Genomic DNA, 26389 nt, shown 5'->3' with positions numbered 1-26389 from the left:
ATAAATGAATAAAAAAAGCCGCCAAAGATTGGCGGCAATATCTTTGAATCAAAGCGGACAATGCAGAATACTAGTTCCTAAAGTGATTCTGAAAGTATACGTGCAATCTGTTCGCTGTCTGCTTCCCTGTACACATATTCATGATAATGTGGTTGATGGATGTCTCTCCACCCCTTTGCTTTAGCCTTTTTGTAATAATGTTTCGCTTGTTCCTTTTCGCCAGACAAATAAAACATACAGGCTGTATTCCAATATAATGCGACATCCCCATTCCAGTCCCAGCCTTGATCAAGTGCTTGGGCATAACTCCAGGCTGCGCGGGCATAATCCTTTTCCACGCCATACTTGCGATCACCACACATATAATGATTTCCGTTGACAAGGAGGTTGTTTAACGGATTATTCCATCCAAACAAAACCGGGAAATCCGCATGCAGCTTAAAACCTACAGATAAAGCTGTTCGTTGTGAAGCGATGTTGCTGGACCAGCACTGCCAGCCAACTCTTTTTATCCCCCTCTGTTTAGCGAGTGAGAGTGCGCCTAAAGCTGTTTTTCGCGCCCAACCGTTACTTCGATAATTTTTATCAGTTGCAATACCGAATTCACACTCGTCTTCAACTACCCAATCCGTAAGGCACCAGCTGATAATCGCCGGACCGTCTTCCGTATCTTGAACTGCAGCACATCCGAAGCCTTTATTTTGGTACGCTTCTAAAGATGGCCAATTCTCTAAAATCTCATTTATAACTCCATTAATCCCAATTACATCTTCACGTTTCAACAAGTCGCTATCTATTGGGATAATGCTGTCATCAGCGGGGGCGTCTATCCCACTCAAATTGTGAGTAAAAGTCATTCTCCCACTTCTCATAGGCAATACATCTTTCATCACAATCTGGAGAATCCCTTCCCACTTTCCATCAGTTGGATAAAACAGTACATAGTCCAATTCACCATTAGAGGCAAGCTTCGGTAACAGCTCCTCTTTAATCAACGTATTCGCTTCTTCGAAAAACAGGCTGTTCTCTGTACTGCCTCCTAAAAAAAGGCCTTGGGGACTTGTCAACAATGCTGTTGCACAGTCATTGGACAGAAAAACCCTGCCAGGCAATGTACCTTTAAGCACGCCTTTAATTGATAAATGATGCTTTAACGCTTCAAAAAGACCTGCTGCTTTATAAAAGTCTTCGCTAGTAAGTTCGATTCCTTGAACCATGTTTTTTGAGTACATCATGTCCATTTGCCTCCCATAAGCTTATGAGAGGTTCTTATTCTATGAAAAATATAAACCTCTCACATGCTTTTCAAATTGTTTGTTCGTAACCAAACACCATCACTCCTTTAAACGTATTAGAGGATTAAGGTCTAAGATGCCTTGAACTTTTTGACCTCACCTAATTATGGTTAAATTATACAATTTATTCAAGGAGAATTTTGTAAAAATACATAAAAAGGATCTTCACTGTTTGCTTCAAAAAACATTTAAAAAGTAGAAAATGGTCCGGACACCAAGTCCTCTATTAGTGCCGGAAAGACTGGTTACAATAATTATTAGAATAGTTACTCAATTTTGATTTTTATGTTACTCTTGTTGTATAGGAGGTGATTTTTTGAGCAAAAGGAAAAATACATTGATCGTAACTTTTGTAATGGCTTTTCTTGCAACGGCTTTAGCATTGCCTTTGCTAAGTGCATTCGGTGTTCCTTCCTTTAATGTTGTATTAGTTGCGTTGTTTGGGGAAGGAAGTGTTTGGGCTTTAGTTCTTACACTACTACTGATTCTCTCAGTTACTCTTGGGGTAGGGAAGGTTATAAAAAGTTCTACATAAAACAGCAGGATAAAATAGGGCAGTAAAAAAACGCTAAGATCAAACTATCTTAACGTTTTTTTTATGTTCAATTTAGAAAAGTGAGCTCGGTCCTAAAAGCATCGAATTCGCTTTTTTATGTAAGGGTCTATGGCAAACTAAAGAATTTTTCAAAAGTTCACTCGCCAAAACCATGTGATCGAAATTTCTTTCTTATTTTTAAAATTTGCATGAACGCTTCTGACAATACCAGTCCAACAGCAATGCTACCTGCAGTCATAATGGCTTTTACGGCATTCTGGATTCCTAAGTTGTAATGATCTTCGACAAAATGTCTTGTTGCATCAAAGGCTAAGCCCCCAGGTACTAATGGAAGGATACCTGAAATGCTAAATACAATGACCGGAGTCTTATAGAATTTGGCAAATATCTGGCTAATTACGCCAATGGAAAATGATGCGATTAATGTAGCTTGCACAGTATCATAATCATGGTTCAGCAACGTACTGTGCAAAAGTCTGCCTGCCATACCAACAATGCAACATTGCACGATATTCTTTTCCGGTACATTAAAAATTACAGCAAAAGCACCTGAAACAATGAAATTAGTTAACAGCTGTATAATCATAACAATGTATTCCCCGATTTATTTATAGAGTGTAAAAACAACCGCTACACCCGCCCCAATAGCAAATGCAGTTAAGGTTGCCTCTGCTCCTTTTGACAACCCAGAAACAAGGTGCCCCGCCATTAAATCCCTTACAGCGTTCGTAATCAGAAGGCCAGGTACTAGCGGCATTATACTTGCCACGATAATATTAGGAAGGTCATGTCCGAAACCCATATAAGTAAAAAGATAGGACGTTAGGGCCACGATTAGAGCGGCCAGAAATTCTGTAAAAAATTTAATGTCTACTAAACGATGAAGATAACTTACACATAAAAAACCAGCACCACCGGCGAAGAATGCGGAAAAAAAGTCATGCCATTCCCCATTAAACAAGACGAGGGAGAAGCCGCTCACGATGGAAGCCGCTAGAATCTTTACGTATTTAGGATATTTTAGATTTTCTTTTTCGATTTTCCTTAAAGTACTGAAGGCCTCCTCTGCTGAGATTTCTCCGGTACTAATTTTCCTGGATATACTATTTACGATAATGACTTTGTATAAATCCGTAGACCGTTTTGAAATTTGTGCTAGTTTGGTTTGGTCAGCTCCACTTAATGAAAAAACAATTCCGGTCGGTGTCACATAACTGTTTGTGTAGTTTGCCCCTAAAGAGCCTGCAATCCTCACCATTGTATCTTGAACTCGGTATGTCTCTGCTCCGCTTTCCAACATAATTTTTCCAGCAAGTAAACACAATTCTCCTAATTCATTAGGATTCATTTCTTCAACCAACTGTTACCCACTCCTAAATACATTCTTTCAACTTTAAAAAAAAGACGATAATCAGCGTATTTGGTTGTATTGTCTCCTAATGGTCAATTTAAAATTCTAATCCAGACTATCCGTGAAAGTTGGATATTTTAGACGAGCAGTACAGCATAAATATAAAGGAATATAATGAATGGGGGTGGGAACATCGATGGTTGTAAGATACGCCAATAACTGGATTCCGACTAAATCGCTCAGTGAGATGTCAGAAACGGAATATGATGTTCTTATTGTAGGTTCTGGTCCTGGTGGAGGGGCCGTCCTACAAAGACTTTGTCAGCTGTGGAAAAACCGAGGGGCAAAAAAGATTGCAATACTCGAAAAGGGAGATAAACTTTTTCATTCGCATGCCCAAAATATCCCTACACAAAATGTAAATACATCCCGGGATCAACTTTTGCCGTACAATTCCACCCCGTTAGGAAAGCGTCTGCCACAATTTTCAGGTGCGACGATGGTGTATGCACTTGGAGGAAGATCGTTGTTTTGGAATGCGGCAACTCCAAGGCCGATTGAAGAAGAATTGAGAAGATGGCCGATTAATCGCCGAGAGCTGGATGTCTATTATCGGATGGCAGAGAGATTACTTCATGTAACAACGGATTGGGCGAAAGGTTCATCGTTACAGGAACAGATGTTAAGGCGGCTTCATGCTGCCGGGATTTTGGAAGCACACGATATGCCACTTGCCCTTGATCTGACACCTTCGAGGCGTGGGGAAGTCCATTCGAATGCTTGGTATAGCTCGATTAATGCGTTGGCTGCCGCCTTGTTTGATCGTCCTTACGATCTTGCTGTAGATGCTTATGTTTATCGGGTAAGAACTCAGGGTGCTAGGGTGTCTGGTGTCGATGTATATGATGCAAACAAAAAATCACATAGAATTCGGGCAAGAAATGTAGTGGTTTCTGCTAGTACACTAGAAACTCCGCGTTTATTGCTTAACTCTAACATTAAAGGGGAGGCAATTGGCCGTTATTTAACAGGGCATGTATCCATGATAGGAATTGGAACCGTAAGTCGAGGACAGTTTTCTGATAGACTCGGGAATGTGTCCATTTTAAAATTTGAGACGGAGGATGATCCATATCAAATTCAGATTCTTGGTCCTGACCAATATTGGTCTTATCAGCAATTTGAAGATAAAGAGTTGAAAGACCGGTTGATGATTGTTTACGCATCCTTTGGAAGAGTTGAACCTCGATTTGATAACCGTGTATACATTGAACAAAATCAAAAAGATGAATATGGCGTGCCTATGCAGCAAGTGCAATATTCATTAAGTGAAACAGACCGTCAAACAGCTCAAAAAGTGGAACAAGGGATTAGGGAATCGGCGAGAGCTATGGGAGTAACTCTTGATGAGTCATCGCTCGTGCTTCGGCCTCCTGGTGCAGACATGCATGAATCATGTACATGTAGAATGGGAGATGACCCGGCTACCTCGGCAACGAACCGTTATGGCCAAATACATGGAGTACAAGGCCTGTACGTTGCAGATAACAGTGTATTACCTACACTAACAGCAGCTGGCCCTGTTCTTTCTAATACTGCACTAGCCATTCGCCAGGCTGATCATATTTTCCGTCAATCATCTTGAGAGTTTTGAATAATAGGTTGGGAAGAGAATCGGTTAACAAACTGGTTCTCTTTTCTATTATTAAAAGAAAGTCTTCATAAGGTAATTCTGCGATTTATACGATATCTTGAATTCAGGATAATTTCCTTGTGTTTATGTCACTTGATATGTAAACTGATAGTATCGAAAGGAAGTGAGTCATATTGAGAAAAAGTACCCTTGGTTCACTCATTTGGTTGCGGATTTCGCGTTTTACACATCAAAGCAATTTATTATCAAATGATTTTTTAAAACAGTTCGGGATAACAGCTGCACAGTTTGATGTATTAAATCAGATTTCTACCTATCAGCCGATCACCCAAAGTCAGCTGGCTGTAAAAGCAACGGTGTCGGAGGGTGGGATTTCACGTATGCTCACCCGGCTTGAGCAAGAGGGATATATACAGCGTAAGCAGGACTGGAAAACGAAATGGATTACCCTATCTTCAAGAGGGGAAGCTAAAATGCATGAAGTATTTGAACATCAGCTTGCCTTCCAAACTTCAATTGTCAATGAGTGCTTGACAGAGGAAGAGCAGAAAACACTATATATGTTGATGACAAAATTACAAAAACATACGGAAGATAAAATCGGAAAGTAAGTATCAGTCTAAGATAATTTTATTACTCTATCACTTGATTAGTAAACCGAAAAAGGAGGAATAGCTATGTATAAAATTCCTGGACATCATCACATTTCAATGATTACAAAAAACGCAAGTAAAAATAATCATTTTTACCGGCACGTGCTTGGCTTGCGCCGTGTGAAAATAACCGTGAACCAAGATGAGCCATCGATGTATCACTTATTCTATGGAGATAAAACAGGCAGCCCGGGTACTGAACTATCATTCTTTGAAATTCCAGCAGTTGGCCGTACTCACCGAGGTACAAACGCCATTACGAAAATTGGCTTGCTCGTACCATCAGAAGCTAGTTTATCTTATTGGAAAGCACGTTTTGAGGAACATGGTGTGTATCATGGCGAGGTTACAACGTATGCCAATCATCCAGCTTTACATTTTGAGGATTCTGAGGGTTTACGCATGGTCCTTCTTGTCTCAAATGGTGCGAAGGTAGTGCACTGGGAAACGTGGGAAAAATCCGAGGTCCCTGCCGGGCATCAGATTCAAGGAATGGGCTCTGTGGAAATAACAGTAAAAAGGCTGGATAAACTGGCACATACACTGACAGACATGTTTGGCTATACCGAAATCAGCCGCACCGATGACGAAGCCATTTTTCAATCAGTCAAAGGAGAGGTATTTGGAGAAATCGTCGTGAAGTATCTGGACGGTCCGTCTGAACGGCCAGGCCGTGGCAGTATTCATCATTTGGCGATTCGTGTAAAAAACGATGAGGAGCTTGAATTTTGGGCAGACCAAGTACGGGCACGCGGTTTCCATTCATCCGGCATCGTGAACCGCTTCTACTTTAAGAGCCTCTATTTCCGTGAATCAAATGGAATTCTATTTGAAATTGCTACCGATGGGCCAGGCTTCACAATTGATGGAGACATCGAAACACTGGGTGAAAAATTGGATTTACCGCCATTTTTAGAAGAACGCAGAGCTGAAATTGAAGAAAATCTAAAACCCATTGAGGAGTATTAATTAACTTTTTAAAGGAGTGAAATAAAAGTGACTAGCAAAATCATGAAAATACAAAAATTGGGTTTTCCATGGGAGACAGAAGATCCGTTCCTTATGACAGTCCATCACAAAGATGCATATCCTCCAGGAAATGACGAGCAGGGCCCTAACGTTTCGTTGGAAGGCAGGAATCTTGGCCAGGACTTTACGTTGCGAGATGGTTTTAGAATGTACCATGGCACAACGGTACCGGGATTCCCTGCACATCCCCATAGAGGTTTTGAAACCGTAACTGTCACTCTTGAAGGTTTAATTGACCATTTTGATTCATATGGGTCCGCAGGGAGATTCGGGAACGGCGATGTTCAATGGATGACAGCAGGAAAGGGCTGCCAGCATACTGAAATGTTTCCCCTCGTCAATCAGGACAGAGGCAATCCACTTGAATTCTTTCAGATATGGCTGAATCTGCCTGCAAAAAATAAATTTGCTGAGCCTGAATACAAAATGTTATGGGCTGAGGATATACCCGAATCACAATCGGCTTCTGCCAATGGACAGAAAACGACTGTTAAAGTGATTGCCGGAAATATGATGGGCAAGTCTGGTTTAGAACCAAACTCTGCTTCCTGGGCAAACGATAAAAACAATCATGTTGGGATTTATGTTATTCGTATGGAGCCGGAGGCAGTCTTCACCCTGCCATCGGTTTCAGGAACAATGACGAGAAATCTATACTATTATCAGGGAGATAAGCTTCATATAGACGATACAACGGTTAAAACAAACCATCGTGTAAAGCTTGCTGGTGATGAGGAAATCATGATTACAAATGGAGCATCCGAGAGTTATATGCTACTGCTGGAAGGTGAGCCGATACAAGAGCCTGTGGTTTCTTATGGACCGTTTGTCATGAACACGGAGCAGGAAATTCGTGATGCCTACGCGGAATATCAAAAAACACAATTTGGAGGCTGGCCGTGGGGCCGTCCGGATCCAGTAAATGAACGTGAGTCAGGAAGATTCGCACGCCATGCCGATGGAAGAGTTGAAAAAAGGTAAACACTAATCATCAAAATAATATCTTAAAATCTCCGTATGAGATTATAGAAACAGCATCCAAATGAACCGTTTGGATGCTGTTTCATTATATACTTACAGTAATTAACTTTAGCTAGGTCGTTCTTTCCAAGGTTGTGATTGTTGCGCTTCTTTTTTCCTTGTTAAATAATAGGAGTTTTGCTGAAGAAGGACTTTAGTTATTAATTGGAGAAGAGAACGTATAGGATTCACTGGCGAAGGGGTGAAAATTTGAGTATGACAAAAGGAACATTTTTTGCTTATCCTTTACTATTAATCCTGTTGTTGTTTGGTTGTTCTGAGGATATTTCCCTTGAGGATAAAATCGTAAAAATACTTGAGAGCAGTAAAAATAGGGATTTTGAAAGAGTTATCGATTATGACATTAAAGATGATTTCATTGTTGTTGTCTATAAAAGCAAAGAATATGAACAATTAAATATCGGATTTATCAAGATGAACAACGATAAATTAGATTGGGAGATAGGTATGAATGGTCCAAAATTAACAGGTGGTGATAGTTATATCTCAGACCCAATTGTAGTGAGTGTTATTATTCCAAAAGAAACTGGCATTAATCATGTAAAAGTTTTTGGGGAATATGCAAAACAAATAAAGTACTCCAAAGATATTAGTTATTGGATCGCATATACGAATAAATCACCAAACAGCTTAGAAGTTGAATACATAAAATAGGTTAAACCATTATGAAACACGGGTGCGTTTATGAACAAGAGTAAACAGGGTGATTAATAATAACAAATCCCAGGAAAATCTTGCCGAACACCCGGGTAATAAAGCCGAACACCCGGATAATAAAGCCGAACACCCGGATAATAATGCCGAACACCCGGATAATAATGCCGAACACCCGGATAATAAAGCCGAACACCCGGATAATAATGCCGAACACCAAAGGGAATCATAAACACAGAAAAGCAGTGGATTCTAATCGTATCCACTGCTTTCCATTTTCCTTAATAGACTCATCACCATTAAAAATCGAATTCTTTACAATCGCATAGTCGACGTTCCGGATGGCGGATAGCTTGTTGCCTCCAGCATACGAAATCGATGATTGAAGGTCCTGCTCCATTTCAATGAGAGTGTCCTTGATCGGGCCCCTATACTCAACATGCATTTTCTTGCCTTCGACGTTCTTCCTTTCCCCTTTTTGAAATTCGGAAGCCGAGCCGAAATATTCTTTATAAAGCTTTCCGTGAATTTCAACTGTTTCCCCAGGTGATTTTTCATGGCCGGCAAAAAGCGAACCAATCATAACCATTGACGCTCCGAAACGGACCGATTTCGCAATATCGCCATGTGTTCGGATACCACCGTCAGCAATAATTGGTTTGCTCGCGGCTTTTGCGCACCATCTTACCGCAGCCAGCTGCCATCCGCCGGTTCCGAAACCTGTTTTAATTTTCGTGATGCAGACTTTCCCAGGTCCAATTCCAACCTTAGTTGCATCCGCACCCGCATTTTCCAGTTCCCGCACTTAATAGACGAATGATTTATTATCAATTAACATAAACGTTCGTAAATTAATCATTTTTTATTAATTTAAAAATTTGACTGGTAAGGCGGATTGGACGATCCTAGCCGCCCTTTAAGTATTATTTATTATTGTTTTATTTTTACCCTCCGATAATGAACAATCTTATAATAGAGAAAAAATTATTAAATAGGATATTATGGATAATAAGTAACAAGGCGAAAGGAAGATGGTAATGGTCTATATCGCTCTTCTTCGGGGAATTAATGTGGGTGGAAAAAATAAAATTGATATGAAGTTGCTTAAAAAAACGTTTGAACAAGCCGGGATGAAGGATGTGGTGACATACATCAATACAGGTAATATTATTTTTTCATACAATGACCAATTAAAAACGGAACTATCACGTATTTTGGAAGAAGCAATACAATTTGAGTTCGGATTACAAATTAAAGTATTAGTTCGTAGTATAGCTGATGTAAGCGTGATTATTAACGCTATTCCTGACACGTGGAAAAATGACAAAGATATGAGAAGCGATGTCATGTTTTTATGGGATGAAATTGATGATGAAACTGTACTTGAGAATTTAGTCACCGCCCCGAATATTGACAAGGTGATGTATGTACCCGGCGCGATTCTATGGTCCTGTGACAAGGAAAATGTAACAAAAAGCGGAATGGCCAAGATAATTGGATCAAAGTTTTACAAACAAGTCACTGTCCGGAATGTTAATACTGCTCGTAAGATATATGAACTCATGCAAGCAAAAAACAGTTAGATTTTTATCTTTTTAGGGAAGAAGACCCGGTTCTTCAATAGGCTGTTTTGGGATAAAGAATAAGATGGAAATCTAATCCGAAGGGGCAGGTCAATTCATTAAACACTCGATTTGGTAGCCCTAATATATAACAGAATAACTGTCAGGAGGTATTAAATGAAACCACGAATTTCAGTTATAACATTGGGTGTAGATGATTTGGAAAGGTCTTTGAAATTCTACAAGGATGGACTTGGACTACTAACAAAAGGAATAGTAGGTCAAGAATTCGAGCATGGTGCTGTTGCATTTTTCGATTTACAGGCAGGATTAAAACTCGGAATTTGGAAACGCGAGGATATAGCACATGACACAAGCATAAACCAGACCCCAATAAGTCCAACTGAATTTACGATTGGTCATAATGTTGGGAGTAAAGAAGAGGTCGATATGGTAATGGAACAGGCAAAGAAGGCTGGTGCCATTATTACAGTTCCAGCACATGATACCTTTTGGGGAGGATACTCTGGATACTTCCAAGATCCAGACAGACATTTGTGGGAAGTAGTTTGGAATCCAGCTTGGGAATTTGCAGAATAAGGTTAAGTATACCTTCATCCTCAGCTTCCATAAATGGTGCTTTAGTCCAAAGAGGATTAAGGCTTTTTTTGTTGAATTTCTTATTGAGCCAAAGTGGCAGGTTTCTGGATTTTATAAAAACATTTTGAACGGGCAGCTAGAATAATATGTCCAAAACATATGTTCAACAATAGGGTAAGATTAAGGAATAGGATTTACGCCGCAGTCTTCGGTTATGATTATGAACATATTTTCATTCATTAAAAAGGAGTAATGTAAAATATGGAATCTAAGAATTATAAATTAACTGTTGTGAAAGCAGATCAAGTAGATTTTGATGTAAGGAAACAAATGTCTGAGATTTTTTCGGAAGGTTTCTCACAATGGCTCGTTTTTTTTTCAAAGGATAAAAATAAAATTGCAAAAGCTTTTGCTCATATGTTTGTTTTGAATCAATTTTATGTAGCGATAGCTAATAATAAAATTGTTGGAATGACTGCATGTACCGATGGTGCCGATAGATCGGTTCGATTAAATAAAAAGGAGTTAAGGAAGCATCTGGGGTTTTTCAAGGGAAGCATGGCAGCGATCTTTCTAAAGAAGGAATTTGAAGCGCCTTTTGAAGAATTCCCTCCCAATACAGGGTCGATTGAGTTTGTTGGAACAGCTTCAGAATTTAGAGGACAGGGTGTAGCATTTCAAATCATAAAGCATATCATTGAAAACGCTCCGTACAATGATTTTGTCATTGAAGAGGTTGCGGATACGAATACTTCGGCAATGACTTTATATTACAAATTGGGATTTGAAGAGTACAAAAGAAAGCCTCTTCCGGAAATCAGGGCTAAGAAAATTGGAATCAATAATTTTTTGTCTTTGAAATACGTAAAAAAGTAACCTATATTTTTTTAAGATAATTGAAAAAGCAAACAGGTGATTTTTTGAACAAAAGGAATAAAACATCGATGGTTTTTGTCATGGCTTTTCTTGCAACGGCTCTCGCATTACCATTGCTTAAGTGCATTCGGTGTCCCTTCATTTAGCGTTGTATTAGTTGCTTTGTTTGGGGAAGGAAGTATTTGGGTTTTAGTACTATCACTACTACTGATCCTTGCAGTTACTCTTGGTGTAGGGAAGGTTGTTAAAAGTTATACATAAAACAGCCGGATTAAATAAGGAAGAAAAAAAGCGATAAGATAAAGCTATCTTATCGTTTTTTTGTGTTAATTTCTATGTCAAATTGAACATTCAGAAGGTTAATGTTACGAACGTTGGAACTTATAGGATGATAAAACGTATAAATCTAAAAGGTTGCTATTAACAAAGGACCATTTAGAGAGGGATAAATCTGAGGATATAGAGAAAAAAATAGGATGGAAGAGGGGATAATCATGGCAAAGTATGAAAAGACAATTATTGGCCAATTCCAGCAAGTGGTTAATCGTTTGGAAAGCGATATTGGCAATAGTGGAATCAGTATGAGATTAGTAGATGAGAGCAACTACACGATTGGGGATACTAAAATAGCAGTCCGAGTGTATGATAAGTATTATATGAGAAATGGCAACAGAGCAAGTTTGTCCCTTACTGTAGTAGGTGATAACGGTACTAATTTTATTTCAGCAATTGGTGCGGGTGGAGGACAAGGTGTTTTTTTAAACTTTAGCCTTGGTGCCGAAGATGATATGGTGGCAATCGTGCGAAACAGTATCGAACGGATGGAATGATACTTGTTTTAAAAAAAATCCCAGTTTCCTTGTAATGATTTCGAACTAAAACTTTATTGAATGTAAATTGTAAAAGTTGAGATCAAGCTGTCATTTTGACGGCTTTTCTAATTAAAAAGGTCAGGCCTTCACCATTTTGGATGGTTGATAGGACTGGCTTTTTTTGATGATTATTTGGCGTTTGCCCACAACTTTAGGCATTTCCCTAAATATCATGAGGTAGTTGAGTAACTTAAGGATTTGAATGGTTGTGTACCGGTATAAAAGAGCAAAGGGGAAATCTAACAACCCCTTCATTTTTGGGAATTGAGGCGAGGGTGAGCAACCTGCAAGATGGAAGAAAGGAAAACCTTGAACTCTCTACGTTGTAAAAATTAAAGAAGAACACACCAAGAGACCTTATAAAAAAGTTGAACCATTTGACGTAGTGGGCATAAGTTAAATCATGACCATTGAAAGTTGACTAAATCAATCAACTTTCTCATCAATAGAAAAGAACAAAAGGGGAGAAGTGAGTGTCTGGGATCAAACTTCAGCACGACGTGATAATCGAGAAGATTAGAGACCTGCTGAATGGACTTGAATACGGAACAATCCTAATCACTGTCCATGATTCACGGGTAACACAAATTGATAAGCTTGAAAAGCATAGGATACCTACACATGTACGGAGTTCAGTTAGCTGATACCAATTTCATACCACAACGCCGATCGGACGACCGAAGGCTCCACTTGTTTATACATGAGTCATGTATAAAACGGCGGAGCCTTTTTATTTTTCACAAATCTAAATACCTCTGAGGAAGAAATTAAGGAGATGAGGAGAGTATGAACTTAGCAAAAAAAGTGTGGATGGCTGTATTTTCGCTTGTATTAATCGCAGCGGTTGCCGGCTGTTCAACGAGCCAGGAAACAATATCTGAAAACATAGATGGAAACAAAGCAGCAGCCCAGGAGGAGCCGGTTAAAAAAGAGATAGAGCTTTTAAACGTGTCCTATGATCCAACTCGCGAATTCTATGAAGAGTTCAATCAGCGATTTGCGGAGTATTGGGAAAAAGAAAAAGGCCAAAAGGTTACGATCCAGCAATCACACGGTGGTTCTGGAAAACAGTCCCGAGCAGTTATTGATGGGCTTGAGGCGGATGTCGTCACACTTGCGCTTGCTTACGATATTGATGCAATCGCGGCTTCCGGGAAGCTTGCTCCAGATTGGCAAAGCAAACTGAAAGAAAATAGTTCGCCATATACCTCTACGATTGTGTTCCTTGTCCGAAAAGGCAATCCAAAAGGAATCAGGGATTGGGACGATTTAACGAAAAAAGGTGTGTCCGTTATTACACCAAATCCAAAAACGTCCGGTGGCGCCAGATGGAACTACCTTGCTGCCTGGGGTTATGCAATAAAGAACGGTGGCAATGATGGAGGAGCCAAGCAATTTGTAACAAAACTATTTAAGAATGTGCCTGTGCTTGATTCAGGTGCTAGGGGATCGACAACGACATTTGTTGAAAGAGGAATCGGGGATGTCCTGATAGCCTGGGAAAATGAAGCGTACCTCGCGATAAATGAACTTGGCAAGGACAAATTTGAAATTGTGAATCCTTCTGTCAGTATTCTTGCAGAGCCGCCAGTCACAGTTGTAGATGAAGTTGCCAAAAAACATGGTACAGAAGAAGTGGCCAAAGCTTACCTCGACTACCTTTATACAGACGAGGGCCAGGAAATTGCAGCAAAACATTATTACCGGCCGCGTTCCGAGGCGGTTGCCCAGAAGTTTGAAAGCCAATTTCCGGAAATCAATCTGTTTACAGTCGATGAACTATTCGGTGGATGGGCGGATGCCCAGAAAACCCATTTCGACGATGGCGGTGTATTTGATGAGATTTATAAGCCTAAATAAAGGGGAGTAACCGTTTTGATTAAGCCGCCTAAACATCATCGGGTATTGCCAGGGTTCAGCCTCTCCATGGGCTATACCCTGGTTTATCTGAGCTTGATTGTATTGATTCCTATCACTGTCTTGTTTTTAAAAAGCACGACTGCAAGCTTTGCTGATTTTTGGGAGACGATTACAAACGAGAGGGTAATAGCTTCCTTTAAGGTTACATTCACTGCTTCATTTATAGCAGCCGCTGTGAATGCGATTTTCGGTACACTGATCGCATGGGTATTGGCCAGGTATGATTTTTTCGGTAAAAAGATTGTTGATTCCCTCGTTGACCTGCCGTTTGCTTTTCCTACCGCTGTAGCAGGGATTTCCCTTACAGCCATCTATGCACCCAATGGTTGGATCGGACAATTTTTTGAGCCGCTTGGCGTAAAAATTGCTTTTACCCAGTTGGGCATTATCATTGCTTTGATTTTTATAGGGCTTCCATTTGTAGTCCGTTCAATTCAACCCGTTTTGTTGGAAATGGATCAACAAGTGGAGGAAGCAGCAGCAATGCTGGGAGCGAAACCTTATCAAATTTTTATGAAAATCATCTTTCCGGCCATTTTCCCGGCCCTGTTGACCGGGTTTGCCCTTGCGTTTGCCAGGGCGTTAGGGGAATACGGTTCTGTGGTGTTCATTTCAGGGAATATGCCGATGAAAACGGAAATTGTGCCCTTACTGATTATTACCAAGCTGGAGCAATACGATTATGCAGGAGCCTCCGCGATAGCCTCTGTCATGCTTGTCATTTCCTTCGGGCTATTGTTCCTCATAAACTGGTGGCAATGGAAAACTGTTAAGAAATACAGTCGATCATAGGGGGAGAACAAGATGAACGGAAGAGATATCGGGGGAGGAGGCCGCCGTAACCTTCAAAAGTGGCTCCTGGTTGCAATCGCTCTTGCTTTCCTTTGCTTATTTATTCTTTTGCCTTTAGTTGCTGTTTTTACAGAATCATTGAAAAAAGGGATAGGGCTATATTTTCTATCGATTACGGAGCCGGATGCAATGGCTGCAATTAAGCTTACTTTAACGATTGCACTGATTGCTGTTCCCCTCAACACGATGTTTGGGATTTTTGCCGCCTGGGCAATCACGAAGTTTCACTTTAGAGGAAAAAATATATTGATTACGCTTATAGATATCCCGTTTGCGGTTTCCCCTGTTATTTCCGGGCTGGTATTTGTGCTTTTGTTCGGTTCACAAGGTTTTTTTGCTCCCTTGCTGGAAGCGCATGATATAAAAATAATTTTTGCCGTGCCTGGTATCGTTCTTGCGACTGTATTTGTAACGTTCCCTTTTGTAGTGAGGGAGCTGATTCCTATCATGCAGGAACAGGGGGATGAGGAAGAACAGGCAGCCGTAACCCTTGGTGCCAATGGCTGGCAAATCTTTTTTCGGGTTACGCTTCCGAATATAAAGTGGGGGCTCCTGTATGGGATTATTTTGTGCAATGCCCGGGCAATGGGGGAGTTTGGCGCTGTTTCTGTCGTATCCGGACATATTCGCGGATTGACAAATACACTCCCACTGCATGTGGAAATTCTGTATAACGAATATAATTTCACAGCCGCCTTTGCCGTTGCATCCCTATTGGCGCTGCTGGCTCTAGTCACGCTAACGGTAAAAAGCCTCTTGGAATGGAAAATGAGATAATTGCCTTGCTGAAGTGGAGGAGTGTTCATGAGTATCAGTATAAAAAATGCCTCAAAATTATTCAGTGAGTTTCCTGCTGTCCAGAATGTCAATCTTGAAATAAAGTCAGGAGACTTTATCGCTTTATTAGGCCCATCAGGATCAGGAAAAACCACTCTTCTAAGAATGATTGCAGGGCTTGAAGGGCTCGATTCAGGGAACATTTTTTTCAATGGGAACGATTATACAGATAAGCATGTTAAGGAAAGGGGGATAGGTTTTGTTTTTCAGCATTATGCATTGTTCAAGCATATGACCGTATTTGAAAATATCGCGTTTGGATTAAAGGTAAGACCTCGGCATCTTCGCCCCTCTAAGGAGGAAGTAAAGCGAAAGGTGGGAGAGCTATTGAAGCTTGTTCAGCTCGAGGAAATGGGAGGACGCTATCCGTCACAGCTTTCTGGAGGCCAGCGACAGCGGATTGCCTTGGCCAGGGCCTTAGCGGTCGAACCGGAAGTTCTTTTGCTTGATGAACCATTTGGCGCCCTTGATGCGAAGGTACGCCAGGAGTTGCGCTATTGGCTGCGCAAAATCCATCAGCAGCTTAACATCACGACTATTTTTGTTACACATGATCAAGAGGAAGCTCTGGAGATGGCAGATACGGTTGTGATTATGAACAAAGGAGAAATCGAACAAATTGGGTCACCAGTGGAAGTGTACAACAATCCGGCTAACGAGTTCGTCTACAAATTTTTAGGACGGGTGAATGAGTTTCGGGAGGACGCGTTTCAACACATCTTTAAGGCTGCTACAAAAAGCCGGTATAATGGGGAACAAATAGGCTATATCAGGCCACACGAGATTATTGTGAGAAAAACACCGGGCGGGAATGCGATTGCTTCGGAACTTTCCAACCTAACGATCATCGGCTCTTCGGTCAGGCTGGAATTAAAGTTCCTTGGACTGCCCCAGCTGTACGAAGCTGAAATTAATTTAGAAAAATACGAGGAACTCGGGGAGTTGAAGAAGGGCGATATCCTGTACGCCGATTTTGAAAACATGGCTGTCTTGGGGAATATGGGGATAGAAAGAGTGTGGAAACTTAAAAAAGCTGTCATTTAAACTGAGTCCGAGTGGAGAGTGGAACGCTTCTTTCATATGAAATACACACTGTAAACTACAGGGTGCCTTAGTCCAGGAAGGATTAAGGTGCCTTTTTGTTGAATTCCTTTTAGTGGAGTTTAGAGGACCAAACAGAAAAAGCATTGGAGAGAAGAAAGAATGGAAATGGAATTAGAAAAGGCTGTTGCTTTACGGAAGAGTGGACATCATAAAGAATCCAATGAATTACTTATGAAGTTGGTGCAGGAGTTCCCTGATGATGCATCAATTAACTACCAATGTGCATGGAGTTTTGATTTATTAGGAGAAGAAGCGAAGGCAGTACCCTTTTATGAAAAAGCGATCCAATTAGGGTTGCCTTCTAACGAATTTGAAGGAGCCTTATTAGGATTAGCGAGTACATATCGGACATTGGGCGAATATGAAAAGTCAAAAAGTATTTTTCTTAAGGGGATTGAATCATTTCCAGACAACAGGGCCATTCAGGTGTTCTATTCGATGACCTTATATAATTTGAATGAACATAGCAAAGCAATGGAGCTGTTGCTGAAATGCCTAATCGAAACAACAACCGATGATGAAATAGTAAAATATAAAAGAGCAATTGATTTCTATTCAGATAAATTAGATGAGACTTGGAAGTAATTTATCAGAAGCTGTACTTAAGCTTTAGAAAAATATATAAAAAGGGAGTGCAGTATGAAATATACGTGTCCTTGTTGTGGGTATAAAACATTGGACGAAGAGCCACCAGGTACATATGACATTTGCGGTATTTGTTTTTGGGAAGATGATGGAGTTCAGTTCAGTGACCCGGATTATGAGGGAGGAACCAATTTCCCCTCTTTAAGGCAAGCTCAAAAAAACTTTCTTCTATTTGGCGCTTGTGATGAATCTTCTATTGAATCTGTTAGAAAGCCAAATGCCAACGACGAAAGGGATCCAAATTGGAGACCATTTGTATAGGGGGTTATTTTCAAAATAACTGCATGGGTCTTATTTTCAAGGAGGTATAGCATGGATTGCATTTCACCGAAAGAAGCGGATTTAAAGGTGAAACGGCCGCCTAAGGATACGATTGCGGCGGGTCGGCGTCATACCATTGGGCTTAAATCTGACGGAACGGTGGCGGCGGTCGGTGATAATAAATATGGCCAATGTGATGTAAGCGGCTGGCGGGATATTGTGGCGGTAGCGGCAGGTAATGTTCATATGGCGAGGAACACAGGAAATGCTCATACAGTCGGTCTTAAATCTGATTGTACTGTGGTGGCTGTCGGTTGGAATAAGCATGGCCAATGCGATGTAAACGACTGGCGAGATATTGTAGCGGTGGCGGCGGGTTGGCGTCGCACTATTGGGCTTAAAAAGGACGGCTCTGTGGTAGCAGTTGGCCGGAATAATGAAGGTGAATGCAATGTGAGCGGCTGGCATGATATTGTTGCGGTAGCGGCGGGTGACTGGCATACAATCGGCCTTAAATCTGACGGCACGGTGACGGCTGTGGGTAATAATCGGTATCATCAATGCAATGTAAATAGCTGGCATGATATTGGAGCGGTGGCGGCGGGTTACCTTCATACAATCGGTCTTAAATCGGACGGTACGGTAAAGGCTATAGGTAATAATAAATATGGCCAATGTGATGTAAGCGGCTGGAGCGGTATTGTGGCGATAGCGGTGGGTAGTAATCATACCATAGGCCTTAAAACGGATGGTACTGTGGCGGCTGTGGGTTGGAATGAGTATGGCCAATGTAATGTAAGTGATTGGCGCGATATTGTGGCGATTGCTGCGGGTTGTGGGCATACCATAGGCCTTAAAACGGACGGCACGGTGGTTGCTGTCGGTGATAATGAATATGGCCAATGCGATGTAAGCGGCTGGTGGGGTATTTATTTTCAAGGTTCTCAACAATGATTCGCCAGCCCCTGACATTGCTGGGGCTCCGGTAACTAGTAGAATACATTTCATTGAAAAACAAATACCAAGCATTAATAGCGAAAGTCATCGGATAAATTGGACGCTCAATAACAGAGACAATGAATCGCCCCTGTTTTCCTCTTAAAATAAGAATACTCTCATTAAGATAGCTATTATCCAATAAGGAATTAGGAAAATGCAGTACGTTAAGAATAGCTCAGTAAAACTAAATTGTTTTAAATTCTTTAAATAGTGAATGAACATAGGTATGGAACCAACGGTATTAAATACAAAGGAGCCCATTAGTGCACTTTCCAACCAGTCACTTTTATCTGTCGACATATAAAATCCCAATGCCATCGCACCCCATAATAGCAGGTGCAAGGGTAGAAGTTTTTTGTTATAGGTGTAAAGATTTTTAACCATGGGCTCCCTCCTTTGTAGAAATTTTCGATATGCTACTGCCTAAGGGCAAATTAATGAATTACTCCTCGAATTCCACATCATCTTGAACAACATCTTCTTTTCCCTTTGTCTTAAGAAATTCAGCCAATTCCTTCACAGAGGCTTTGGACAGTTCAAACGTTCCGCCACCGGATGGATCCAGAGTTTGCATATAGCCTGTTCCGTCAGAAGTGATCCATAATTCGTAGGCTTCGTAATCTCCCTCATTTGACAGAATATTGATTGTTAAAGACGGCTTAGTACGTATTATTTTTTCGTCATTCATTTTCCTGGCATCATTAATGGAATCGACAAAAACGTTCTTATCTTGTTTATGCAAAAGTACTTCAACTTGCTGGTTTTTTACGCCGTTTTCCCAATAATTTACATCGACTTCTACGACATTGTCAATTTGATTAGCCGCTAATAAAAAATGTACAAGACGTATAAATAAGAAAGCTTTAATCATGAAACTCTCTCCTTAAAAGTGCTGCTTTCGATTGTTCTTTAACTTAGTGGGCGTCCGCTTCACAATATAGATAAATTATTATCTCAATACCCTTATTATTGGACAAGATAGCATTCATGCTTTTTGAAAAATTATTTTCACTAAATCAGCCATGTTATGCGAGGTATTAAATGGGGCATGATTTTTTCGCATCGGGGTAAAAATATAGTACGGGATAGTGCTGCCATAAAAATGCACTTCTCATAAAAAAGTGAGGGAGTGAAATACAATGGCTGATAACAACGAGGGAAAACGTGAAAAGAATGATGTCGGTTCAATCGCATTTAATGTAGGAGTGGTTCCTGGGGATACAATGGCTTCTGCTCTTGATCCATTCGGTACCGTTGCGGGTGCTCCTACTGCTGGCCGATCGCTTGAAAACAGGTCCGGGGTAGGGATTGTTGATGCAAACGAGGATGGCTCCAAAACAAAAGATTCGAATGAATAAAGCTATCCTTTAACTGAACAGTTATGGCAGGCGGTGGACTTCCTAAACGGGAGTCCTTTTATTTTTTCAAAAGGTATCAAAAGGCAAACCACATCCCCCGGGCAGAAGCACTTAACACGATTTGTTTTATCGCAAAAAGTTTCATAAAGGAATTTATTTTTCCTAAAGGAAACTTTATGGTATATGGCGAATATACTTAAAATAAAAATTAAATGGGGACGGTTACATTATGGGAAGTTCTAAGCGTAACCAAAATATTTTTACTCTTATATTTGCCGGCTTGTGGGAGCATTAAATGAAGAGGAGTTTAATCAGATTAAGGGAAGAACAGTTCATTAAGTGGGAAAGGCGAAGGGGAAAATTTATAAGTACATGGATTAGGGTTTTTATTTTAGGTATTTATCAATTCAGTCTTAGTGGATAAAGTTTCAACCAAGAGTATGAGAATATTTTTTTTGAGACAAAGTTTCCTTTAGTTAAACTTTTTGAGTTAGAGAAAAATGATGCGAAGAGAGGGAAGACCAATGTTTAAGAAAATCAAAGCCTCACTTTTAATTTTTTCAGTTTTTGGATTAATGCTTGCTGGGTGCTCTGGCGCGACAGTTAGCAAGGATGATGATGACGGAAAAATAAAGGTTACGGCCACAATCGGAATGATTGCCGATATTGTAAAAAATGTCGGGGGCGAACACGTAGAAACAATTGGCTTAATGAAGTCCGGGGTTGATCCCCATCTTTACAAGGCTTCCCAAGGTGACATAAGGAAGCTGGATGAAGCGGATATGATTTTTTATAACGGACTTCATCTGGAAGGGAAAATGGTCGATATTTTTGAAAAAATGCAAACGAAAAAGCCGACAATTCCTGTTACCAAAAACATCCCGGAATCCCAATTACGCCAGTCCGGGGATGGAGTCTATGGGCATGATCCACATGTCTGGTTCAATGTCAGGCATTGGATTTCAGCAACAAAGACCGTTGCGGAAGAACTGGCCCGCTTCGACAAAAACAATAAGGACGTATACGAGAAAAATGCCAAAGAGTATATCGAAAAGTTAGAAGAACTTGACCAATATACGAGAGAACAAATAGCAACGATTCCAAAAGAAACGAGAGTACTAGTAACAGCCCACGACGCGTTTGGTTATTTTGGAGAAGCGTATGGCATTAAAGTAATGGGACTTCAGGGAATCAGCACGGCTTCAGAATATGGGTCAAGGGATGTAAGCACCTTGAGGGACTATTTGGTGGAAAACAGAATTAAAGCCGTCTTTGTTGAATCGAGTGTCCCTAAGAAAGCCATCGAGGCTGTCATTGAAGGGGCTAAAGAAAAAGGCCATGAGGTCATAATTGGCGGGGAACTGTTCTCTGACGCGATGGGAGAAGAAGGAACAATAGAAGGAACCTATATAGGTATGGTAAAGCACAATGTCGACACGATTGTTAAATCGTTAAAATAAGGAGACGAAGCTAGATGAATTCACCTGTAAAGATTAGCAATCTGACTGTAGCATATCAAAAGAAGCCTGTTTTGACGGATATATCATTTGCAATCCCGGAAGGAAAGCTAATTGGAATCATTGGACCAAATGGAGCGGGGAAATCGACCCTAATAAAGGCCATTCTAGATTTGATTCCGGCTATTAGCGGTAAAGTCGAGATTTTTGGAGATTCGTATAAAAAGAACCGGAAGAAGGTAGGTTATGTCCCGCAGCGGGAATCTGTTGACTGGGACTTTCCGACAGATGCACTTGATGTAGTAACCATGGGGCGCTATGGACATTTGGGGTGGTTTAAACGGCCTGGCAGAAATGATACAGCAATTGCGCTGGAATGCCTTGAAAAAGTAGGGATGGAGCAATATGCGCATCGGCAAATCAGCCAGCTTTCCGGAGGGCAGCAGCAGCGGGTCTTTTTGGCGCGGGCCCTCGCGCAAAATGCCGAACTTTACTTCATGGATGAGCCATTTGTCGGGGTAGACGCAGCTACAGAAAAGGCGATTATCACATTACTGAACAATCTGAAGGAACAGGGAAAGACCGTTTTGGTCGTCCACCATGATTTGAATACGGTAAAAGAGTATTTTGACTGGATCATGCTTTTAAATAAAGAGTTGATTGGGATTGGGCCTACCGAAGAACTGTTTACAAAAGAGATGCTGCAACAAACGTATGGGGGCAAGCTGACGATGCTTGAAAAAGACGAAGCGCCGATCATCATCGGCTAAGGAGTGTGAAATGAATGAACTGGCTTGAGCTATTTCAGGATCCTAATACTAGATGGATTTTACTTGGATCGATGCTTTTGGGGCTAAGCAGCGGAATTATTGGAAGTTTTGCTTACTTGCGAAAGCAGTCCTTAATGGGGGATGCGCTTTCCCATGCTGCACTCCCCGGGGTATGCATTGCCTTCATGCTGACAGGAACCAAATCGATTTTCTTTTTTCTCATAGGCGCCGCGGCCGCAGGGGTCATGGCTACCTTTTTAATCGGCTACATCACAAGGAATTCCCGGATCAAACAGGACTCCGCCTTGGGAATCATATTGACCGTATTTTTTGGCTTCGGAGTCGTTTTGCTTACGCAAATCCAGCATGGGGGGAGCGGGAACCAAAGCGGCCTTGATAAGTTTTTGTTCGGGCAGGCCGCATCCATGATCCATTCGGACGTTTATACGATGGCGGGTATCAGCTTCCTGCTTGCTGCGCTATCTTTCCTGTTCTTCAAGGAATTTAAGCTTTTGTCATTCGATCCCGGATTCGCAAAGGGGATCGGTTATCCAATCATCATTCTTGACCAGTTTCTCATGCTCTTGATCGTTATTGCGGTGGTCGTAGGCTTACAGGCGGTTGGCGTCGTCCTTATGGCTGCGCTTTTGATAACACCGGCTGTCGCAGCGAGGTATTGGACGGAAAAGCTGCATATCATGGTCATTCTTGCCGGGCTGTTTGGAGCGTTGAGCGGATTTTCGGGAACGGTGATCAGCACAATGGCCAATAACCTTCCAACCGGCCCCCTTGTCGTCCTCTCCGCAACCGCCATCTTCGTAGTTTCAGTCGTGTGCGCACCGCGCCGGGGACTCATCTCAAAAAGCCTGCTTCAAATAGCGGCCAAGAAAGATTATGAAGCGGCGAAGGCAAAACTATTTCGGCAAAACGTAAAGGAGAGCCGCTTATGAATGACTTGTGGATCATCTTGATTGGAATATTGGTATCCTGGTCGTGCGGCATCCTTGGATGCTTCCTTGTTTTAAGAAAGATGTCCATGGTCGGGGACGCCATCAGCCACTCCGTCCTGCCCGGAATCGTCTTGGCCTTTCTGATTAGCGGTACAAGGGAATCATTCGCTATGATGATAGGTGCCGCGGCTTTGGGGCTTGTTACTGTCTTCCTAATTCAAATGTTCCAAAATTCAGGGGTCCAGTCAGATGCCTCCATTGGCGTTGTGTTTACGGCATTATTCGCAGTGGGAGTAGTCTTAATCAGCATTTTCACCAGGCAGGTGGATTTGGATCTTGACTGTGTCCTCTATGGCGAAATCGCGTACGCACCATGGGATACACTTCAAATAAATAGTTATAGCCTTGGACCGAGGGCGATATGGGGAATCGGCTCCAGCTTCTTATTAAACGTCTTCGTGATTGGGCTGTTTTACAAGCAGTTTAAAATCTGCTCCTTCGACCCTGGCTTGGCAGCGGCCCTCGGGATACCTGTCGCCTTCTTCCATTACTTACTGATGGGCCTTGTGTCGATTTCAACGGTTGCCTCATTTGAAAGCGTCGGTGCCATCCTCGTTGTTGGCATGATCATCGTTCCAGCTGCAACCGCCTATTTGCTGACGGAAAGCCTCGGAAAAATGATTGGTATCACCATGGCCATCGGAGCGGTCAGTTCGGCTGCCGGTTATTTTATGGCCTTCGTTCTGGATGCATCCATCGCCGGGTCGATGATCAGCGTTGCCGGGGCAATATTCTTCATCGTCTTTTTCCTCTCACCGAAACACGGCATCCTGGCTAAAAAATGGGCAAGAAGGAAAATGATTTCAGAGCATTAAGGAGGTGATTGAGACCCGTGAATGCATCCCCAAGCGAAGGGAAATATTTGGACGAAGTTTACCGATCCGTTGAGGCGAACGGGCATGCAAGAGTATCATATCTTGCGAAAGTGCTTGGACTGTCCGTTTCAGGAGTATCGAAAATGATTGGAAAATTAACAAAGGATGGGTATATTCACTTTGAACGTTACGGAATCATCACCCTTACTGAAAAAGGGAAAATAGCGGGAAAGGAGTTGGAAGAAAGGCGTCTGGTTTTGGTTTCCCTCTTTCGAAAAATTGGCCTGGAAGCTGAAAGGATTGATGAGGAAGTGCATAATTTAAAATATACTATTAGCCAAAATGCCGTAGAAAAAATAAAGGATTTTTTAAACTGAAATTTCATTTCCGTGGCCAAAAAGTTTGCAGGCTTTATTGAAATACGTGAATGGTAAATCGCTAGTAGTCCGGACCAGTTCCATTGCCCCTAGTTAGCATTCGATTGATCGATTCGATATCGTAGTATTTCACGCTCCGACGGTAGAGAGTATAACCAATGGACTTCCTAAATGGGAGTCCATTTACTTTTTAGGTTTTTCCATATAATTTCAGTATTATTTATTTTCTTTGGTTAGCTTCCAGCATCACCCCCATATTCTCTCTTAAGGCACTTAGCACAAAACTGGCGCGTTAATTCAGGAAGGATTAACGGCCTTTTTGTTGAATTCCATTATAATGCTATTATTTCATGTTCCTGGTCAGTCCAACGATTCGCCTCAAAATCGGCCATAAAAAGGATGGGGAAAGATGAAAGTTTTGAAAAAATTAAGGGATGGATATGTAATTAGGCATGCAAATGGTATTAAGCTACCGCAATTTCCTTCAGTTAATCGAATTAGGAAGAGAATAGTGTTTTCGGGAAGAGTGCAAAAAGTGGGATTTCGCCTGGAATTATTCTGTATTGCGGAAAGATTGAACTTAACCGGGTGGGTAAAAAATTTGGAAGATGGAAGTGTTGAAGCTGAATTACAGGGGGAAGAATCGAAAATTCAGTTCCTGGTCGATTGCATGCAGTCATTGAAACGTGCATCGGTCAAGAAAGTGAATATAATTGATGTCCCTATATCTGAGGATGAAGAAAGCTTTAAAATAGTGAGATAAAGTATGGCTATTTTGCACTTGCTAAAAATATAGATTTAATTGTGCAGGAAATAAAAATAGGAGGGGATTCTTATGTTTTTATCTGTATTTCCAAGTCTTTATACAGCAGACATCAACCGCTCTTTGAAATTCTACCGGGATCTTCTTGAATTTGAAGAGACCTTTCGCTTTCCGGATACAGGAGAGCCCGAACATGTTGAACTCCGCCTCGGGAACTCCATGATCGCTTTGACAACCTATGAAGCAGCGAAGGAAGGCAGCGTGTCATCGCCTACCCCGGGCCACCCTTTTGAACTTACTATTTGGGCTGAAGATGCGGATCAGGCGATTGACCGTCTGCGTTCGGCCGAAGTACCTGTAATCATCGAACCGAAAGTTCATAAGGCCGGAATTACTCGTGCGTATGTATCGGACCCTGATTGTAATTGGATTGCGATCGTTTCCCGTAAAAAGTGACAAGGTGATTTGTTTAAACTTCGCATTATGAGGCCAACCAATTCGTCCTGGTTGGCCTCATAATACGAACGCGGCAGGGTAGTGGGATCTTTACGAAAACAGCCAATTATAAAAAGGAGTTTTAAAAGGAAGGGTTATATGAGTTGGGATACTTACCGGCAAGCTATTCATTTAATGGAACAAAATGAAGAAGAGTGTGATTTTGTAGGATCACGATCAGACGAACTAATTAGTAAAGCTGAAAATGCATTAGGTTTTAGGTTTTCATATTTATATCGTGATTTCCTTAAAAAATACGGTGCAGGAAGTTTTGGTTCACAAGAATTATATGGTCTTATAGACGATGATTTTAAAAACTCCACTGTTCCAGACGCAATATGGTGTACCCTTACTGAACGTGAAGATAGTAACCTTCCAAATCACCTACTTGTAATTTATGATACCGGGATGGATGACTTGTTTTGTTTGGATTTTAAAAAGATTAATGAAGTTGGCGAACCACAAGTAGTTTCATATATTCCAGGGATTGATTTACATAATCAGAACTTTACTGTTGTTGCTAATGATTTTGGCGATTTTTTACTAGATTTAGTTAATCAAGAGATTTCAGGGGGAGATTAGT

Annotated in this window: 32 protein-coding genes and 1 pseudogene; 28 read left to right on the top strand and 5 right to left on the bottom strand. The window is 41.3% G+C overall.

What is annotated here, in order from left to right; genetic code table 11:
• Positions 1–77: 77 nt before the first annotated feature.
• The gene (locus V1499_RS18840; protein WP_409271602.1) at positions 78–1235 is read right to left on the bottom strand and encodes a GNAT family N-acetyltransferase; all 1158 of its coding nucleotides are present in this window, start codon (positions 1233–1235) and stop codon (positions 78–80) included.
• A gap of 376 nt (positions 1236–1611) precedes the next feature.
• On the opposite strand from V1499_RS18840, the gene V1499_RS18835 reads away from it, so the two are divergent.
• Positions 1612–1830, top strand: a complete 219-nt coding sequence (locus V1499_RS18835) for a hypothetical protein (RefSeq protein ID WP_409271601.1) — start codon at positions 1612–1614, stop codon at positions 1828–1830.
• 157 nt (positions 1831–1987) lie between these two features.
• Here V1499_RS18835 and V1499_RS18830 read toward each other — a convergent pair whose 3' ends face one another.
• Together V1499_RS18830 and V1499_RS18825 are read right to left on the bottom strand one after the other, a co-directional pair.
• The gene (locus tag V1499_RS18830) at positions 1988–2437 is read right to left on the bottom strand and encodes a threonine/serine exporter family protein (protein ID WP_409271599.1); all 450 of its coding nucleotides are present in this window, start codon (positions 2435–2437) and stop codon (positions 1988–1990) included.
• 18 nt (positions 2438–2455) lie between these two features.
• Positions 2456–3199, bottom strand: coding sequence for a threonine/serine exporter family protein (locus tag V1499_RS18825; protein WP_409276338.1), 744 nt, complete (start codon positions 3197–3199; stop codon positions 2456–2458).
• A 199-nt stretch (positions 3200–3398) separates the two neighbouring features.
• Here V1499_RS18825 and V1499_RS18820 point away from each other — a divergent pair, with 199 nt between their 5' ends.
• The 6 genes from V1499_RS18820 to V1499_RS18795 all read left to right on the top strand — a co-directional run bounded on the left by V1499_RS18820 (position 3399) and on the right by V1499_RS18795 (position 8465).
• Positions 3399–4847 (top strand): GMC oxidoreductase, encoded by a 1449-nt coding sequence (locus tag V1499_RS18820; protein WP_409271597.1) that lies wholly within the window; start codon positions 3399–3401, stop codon positions 4845–4847.
• A 182-nt stretch (positions 4848–5029) separates the two neighbouring features.
• Entirely contained in the window at positions 5030–5467 is a 438-nt protein-coding gene (locus V1499_RS18815) for a MarR family winged helix-turn-helix transcriptional regulator (RefSeq protein WP_409271596.1), read from the top strand.
• A 66-nt stretch (positions 5468–5533) separates the two neighbouring features.
• Positions 5534–6478 (top strand): ring-cleaving dioxygenase, encoded by a 945-nt coding sequence (locus V1499_RS18810; RefSeq protein ID WP_409271594.1) that lies wholly within the window; start codon positions 5534–5536, stop codon positions 6476–6478.
• A gap of 27 nt (positions 6479–6505) precedes the next feature.
• Positions 6506–7519 carry a pirin family protein gene (locus V1499_RS18805; RefSeq protein WP_409271593.1) on the top strand — a complete coding sequence of 338 codons (1014 nt, stop codon included), beginning with the start codon at positions 6506–6508 and terminating at the stop codon, positions 7517–7519.
• Between the two features lie 249 nt (positions 7520–7768).
• The gene (locus V1499_RS18800) at positions 7769–8233 is read left to right on the top strand and encodes a hypothetical protein (RefSeq protein ID WP_409271591.1); all 465 of its coding nucleotides are present in this window, start codon (positions 7769–7771) and stop codon (positions 8231–8233) included.
• A 49-nt stretch (positions 8234–8282) separates the two neighbouring features.
• Positions 8283–8465: a hypothetical protein gene (locus V1499_RS18795; protein WP_409271589.1), complete on the top strand. Its 183-nt coding sequence runs from the start codon at positions 8283–8285 to the stop codon at positions 8463–8465.
• On the opposite strand, the pseudogene V1499_RS18790 reads toward V1499_RS18795, so the two are convergent.
• Positions 8460–9038: pseudogene (locus tag V1499_RS18790) on the bottom strand (IMP dehydrogenase); the annotation flags it as partial. The gene V1499_RS18795 and the pseudogene V1499_RS18790 overlap by 6 nt on opposite strands.
• A gap of 232 nt (positions 9039–9270) precedes the next feature.
• On the opposite strand from V1499_RS18790, the gene V1499_RS18785 reads away from it, so the two are divergent.
• From V1499_RS18785 to V1499_RS18730, 12 genes are all read left to right on the top strand, one after another.
• Positions 9271–9816: a DUF1697 domain-containing protein gene (locus V1499_RS18785; protein ID WP_409271587.1), complete on the top strand. Its 546-nt coding sequence runs from the start codon at positions 9271–9273 to the stop codon at positions 9814–9816.
• Positions 9817–9972: 156 nt separating this feature from the next.
• Entirely contained in the window at positions 9973–10395 is a 423-nt protein-coding gene (locus tag V1499_RS18780) for a VOC family protein (RefSeq protein ID WP_409271586.1), read from the top strand.
• A 261-nt stretch (positions 10396–10656) separates the two neighbouring features.
• The gene (locus V1499_RS18775; protein ID WP_409271584.1) at positions 10657–11271 is read left to right on the top strand and encodes a GNAT family N-acetyltransferase; all 615 of its coding nucleotides are present in this window, start codon (positions 10657–10659) and stop codon (positions 11269–11271) included.
• A gap of 494 nt (positions 11272–11765) precedes the next feature.
• A complete protein-coding gene (locus V1499_RS18770; protein WP_409271583.1) occupies positions 11766–12101 on the top strand; it encodes a DUF6054 family protein in 336 nt (111 codons plus the stop codon).
• A gap of 515 nt (positions 12102–12616) precedes the next feature.
• Entirely contained in the window at positions 12617–12787 is a 171-nt protein-coding gene (locus V1499_RS18765) for a YezD family protein (protein WP_409271581.1), read from the top strand.
• Between the two features lie 142 nt (positions 12788–12929).
• The gene (locus V1499_RS18760) at positions 12930–14003 is read left to right on the top strand and encodes a sulfate ABC transporter substrate-binding protein (RefSeq protein WP_409271579.1); all 1074 of its coding nucleotides are present in this window, start codon (positions 12930–12932) and stop codon (positions 14001–14003) included.
• A gap of 15 nt (positions 14004–14018) precedes the next feature.
• Positions 14019–14855, top strand: a complete 837-nt coding sequence (gene cysT / locus V1499_RS18755; RefSeq protein ID WP_409271578.1) for a sulfate ABC transporter permease subunit CysT — start codon at positions 14019–14021, stop codon at positions 14853–14855.
• 12 nt (positions 14856–14867) lie between these two features.
• The gene (cysW, locus tag V1499_RS18750) at positions 14868–15692 is read left to right on the top strand and encodes a sulfate ABC transporter permease subunit CysW (protein ID WP_409271576.1); all 825 of its coding nucleotides are present in this window, start codon (positions 14868–14870) and stop codon (positions 15690–15692) included.
• A gap of 27 nt (positions 15693–15719) precedes the next feature.
• The gene (locus V1499_RS18745) at positions 15720–16796 is read left to right on the top strand and encodes a sulfate/molybdate ABC transporter ATP-binding protein (protein WP_409271575.1); all 1077 of its coding nucleotides are present in this window, start codon (positions 15720–15722) and stop codon (positions 16794–16796) included.
• Positions 16797–16955: 159 nt separating this feature from the next.
• On the top strand, positions 16956–17441 hold the full coding sequence (locus V1499_RS18740) for a tetratricopeptide repeat protein (RefSeq protein ID WP_409271573.1): 486 nt from the start codon (positions 16956–16958) through the stop codon (positions 17439–17441).
• Positions 17442–17495: 54 nt separating this feature from the next.
• Complete coding sequence (locus tag V1499_RS18735) at positions 17496–17762, top strand: CPCC family cysteine-rich protein (RefSeq protein WP_409271571.1); 267 nt, start codon at positions 17496–17498, stop codon at positions 17760–17762.
• A gap of 51 nt (positions 17763–17813) precedes the next feature.
• Positions 17814–18716, top strand: coding sequence for an RCC1 domain-containing protein (locus V1499_RS18730; RefSeq protein WP_409271569.1), 903 nt, complete (start codon positions 17814–17816; stop codon positions 18714–18716).
• A gap of 487 nt (positions 18717–19203) precedes the next feature.
• Here V1499_RS18730 and V1499_RS18725 read toward each other — a convergent pair whose 3' ends face one another.
• Positions 19204–19632, bottom strand: a complete 429-nt coding sequence (locus V1499_RS18725) for a hypothetical protein (protein ID WP_409271567.1) — start codon at positions 19630–19632, stop codon at positions 19204–19206.
• A gap of 268 nt (positions 19633–19900) precedes the next feature.
• Between V1499_RS18725 and V1499_RS18720 the strand changes: the two genes are divergently transcribed.
• The 9 genes from V1499_RS18720 to V1499_RS18680 all read left to right on the top strand — a co-directional run bounded on the left by V1499_RS18720 (position 19901) and on the right by V1499_RS18680 (position 26388).
• Positions 19901–20119, top strand: a complete 219-nt coding sequence (locus V1499_RS18720; protein WP_409271566.1) for a hypothetical protein — start codon at positions 19901–19903, stop codon at positions 20117–20119.
• A 524-nt stretch (positions 20120–20643) separates the two neighbouring features.
• Positions 20644–21579, top strand: coding sequence for a metal ABC transporter solute-binding protein, Zn/Mn family (locus V1499_RS18715; RefSeq protein WP_409271564.1), 936 nt, complete (start codon positions 20644–20646; stop codon positions 21577–21579).
• A gap of 14 nt (positions 21580–21593) precedes the next feature.
• Positions 21594–22346 (top strand): metal ABC transporter ATP-binding protein, encoded by a 753-nt coding sequence (locus V1499_RS18710; RefSeq protein ID WP_409271563.1) that lies wholly within the window; start codon positions 21594–21596, stop codon positions 22344–22346.
• A gap of 14 nt (positions 22347–22360) precedes the next feature.
• Positions 22361–23296: a metal ABC transporter permease gene (locus V1499_RS18705; RefSeq protein WP_409271561.1), complete on the top strand. Its 936-nt coding sequence runs from the start codon at positions 22361–22363 to the stop codon at positions 23294–23296.
• On the top strand, positions 23293–24171 hold the full coding sequence (locus tag V1499_RS18700; RefSeq protein WP_409271560.1) for a metal ABC transporter permease: 879 nt from the start codon (positions 23293–23295) through the stop codon (positions 24169–24171). The genes V1499_RS18705 and V1499_RS18700 overlap by 4 nt, the downstream gene beginning before the upstream one ends.
• A 17-nt stretch (positions 24172–24188) precedes the next feature.
• Positions 24189–24548, top strand: coding sequence for a metal-dependent transcriptional regulator (locus V1499_RS18695; protein ID WP_409271558.1), 360 nt, complete (start codon positions 24189–24191; stop codon positions 24546–24548).
• 409 nt (positions 24549–24957) lie between these two features.
• A complete protein-coding gene (locus tag V1499_RS18690; protein ID WP_409271557.1) occupies positions 24958–25311 on the top strand; it encodes an acylphosphatase in 354 nt (117 codons plus the stop codon).
• A gap of 72 nt (positions 25312–25383) precedes the next feature.
• Entirely contained in the window at positions 25384–25767 is a 384-nt protein-coding gene (locus V1499_RS18685; protein ID WP_409271556.1) for a VOC family protein, read from the top strand.
• Between the two features lie 138 nt (positions 25768–25905).
• A complete protein-coding gene (locus V1499_RS18680; RefSeq protein ID WP_409271554.1) occupies positions 25906–26388 on the top strand; it encodes an SMI1/KNR4 family protein in 483 nt (160 codons plus the stop codon).
• Position 26389 lies beyond the last annotated feature (1 nt).

Source organism: Neobacillus oceani (assembly GCF_046237595.1).
Taxonomy (GTDB): domain Bacteria; phylum Bacillota; class Bacilli; order Bacillales; family Cytobacillaceae; genus Bacillus_D; species Bacillus_D oceani.
This window is presented reverse-complemented; position numbering and strand designations above follow the sequence as displayed.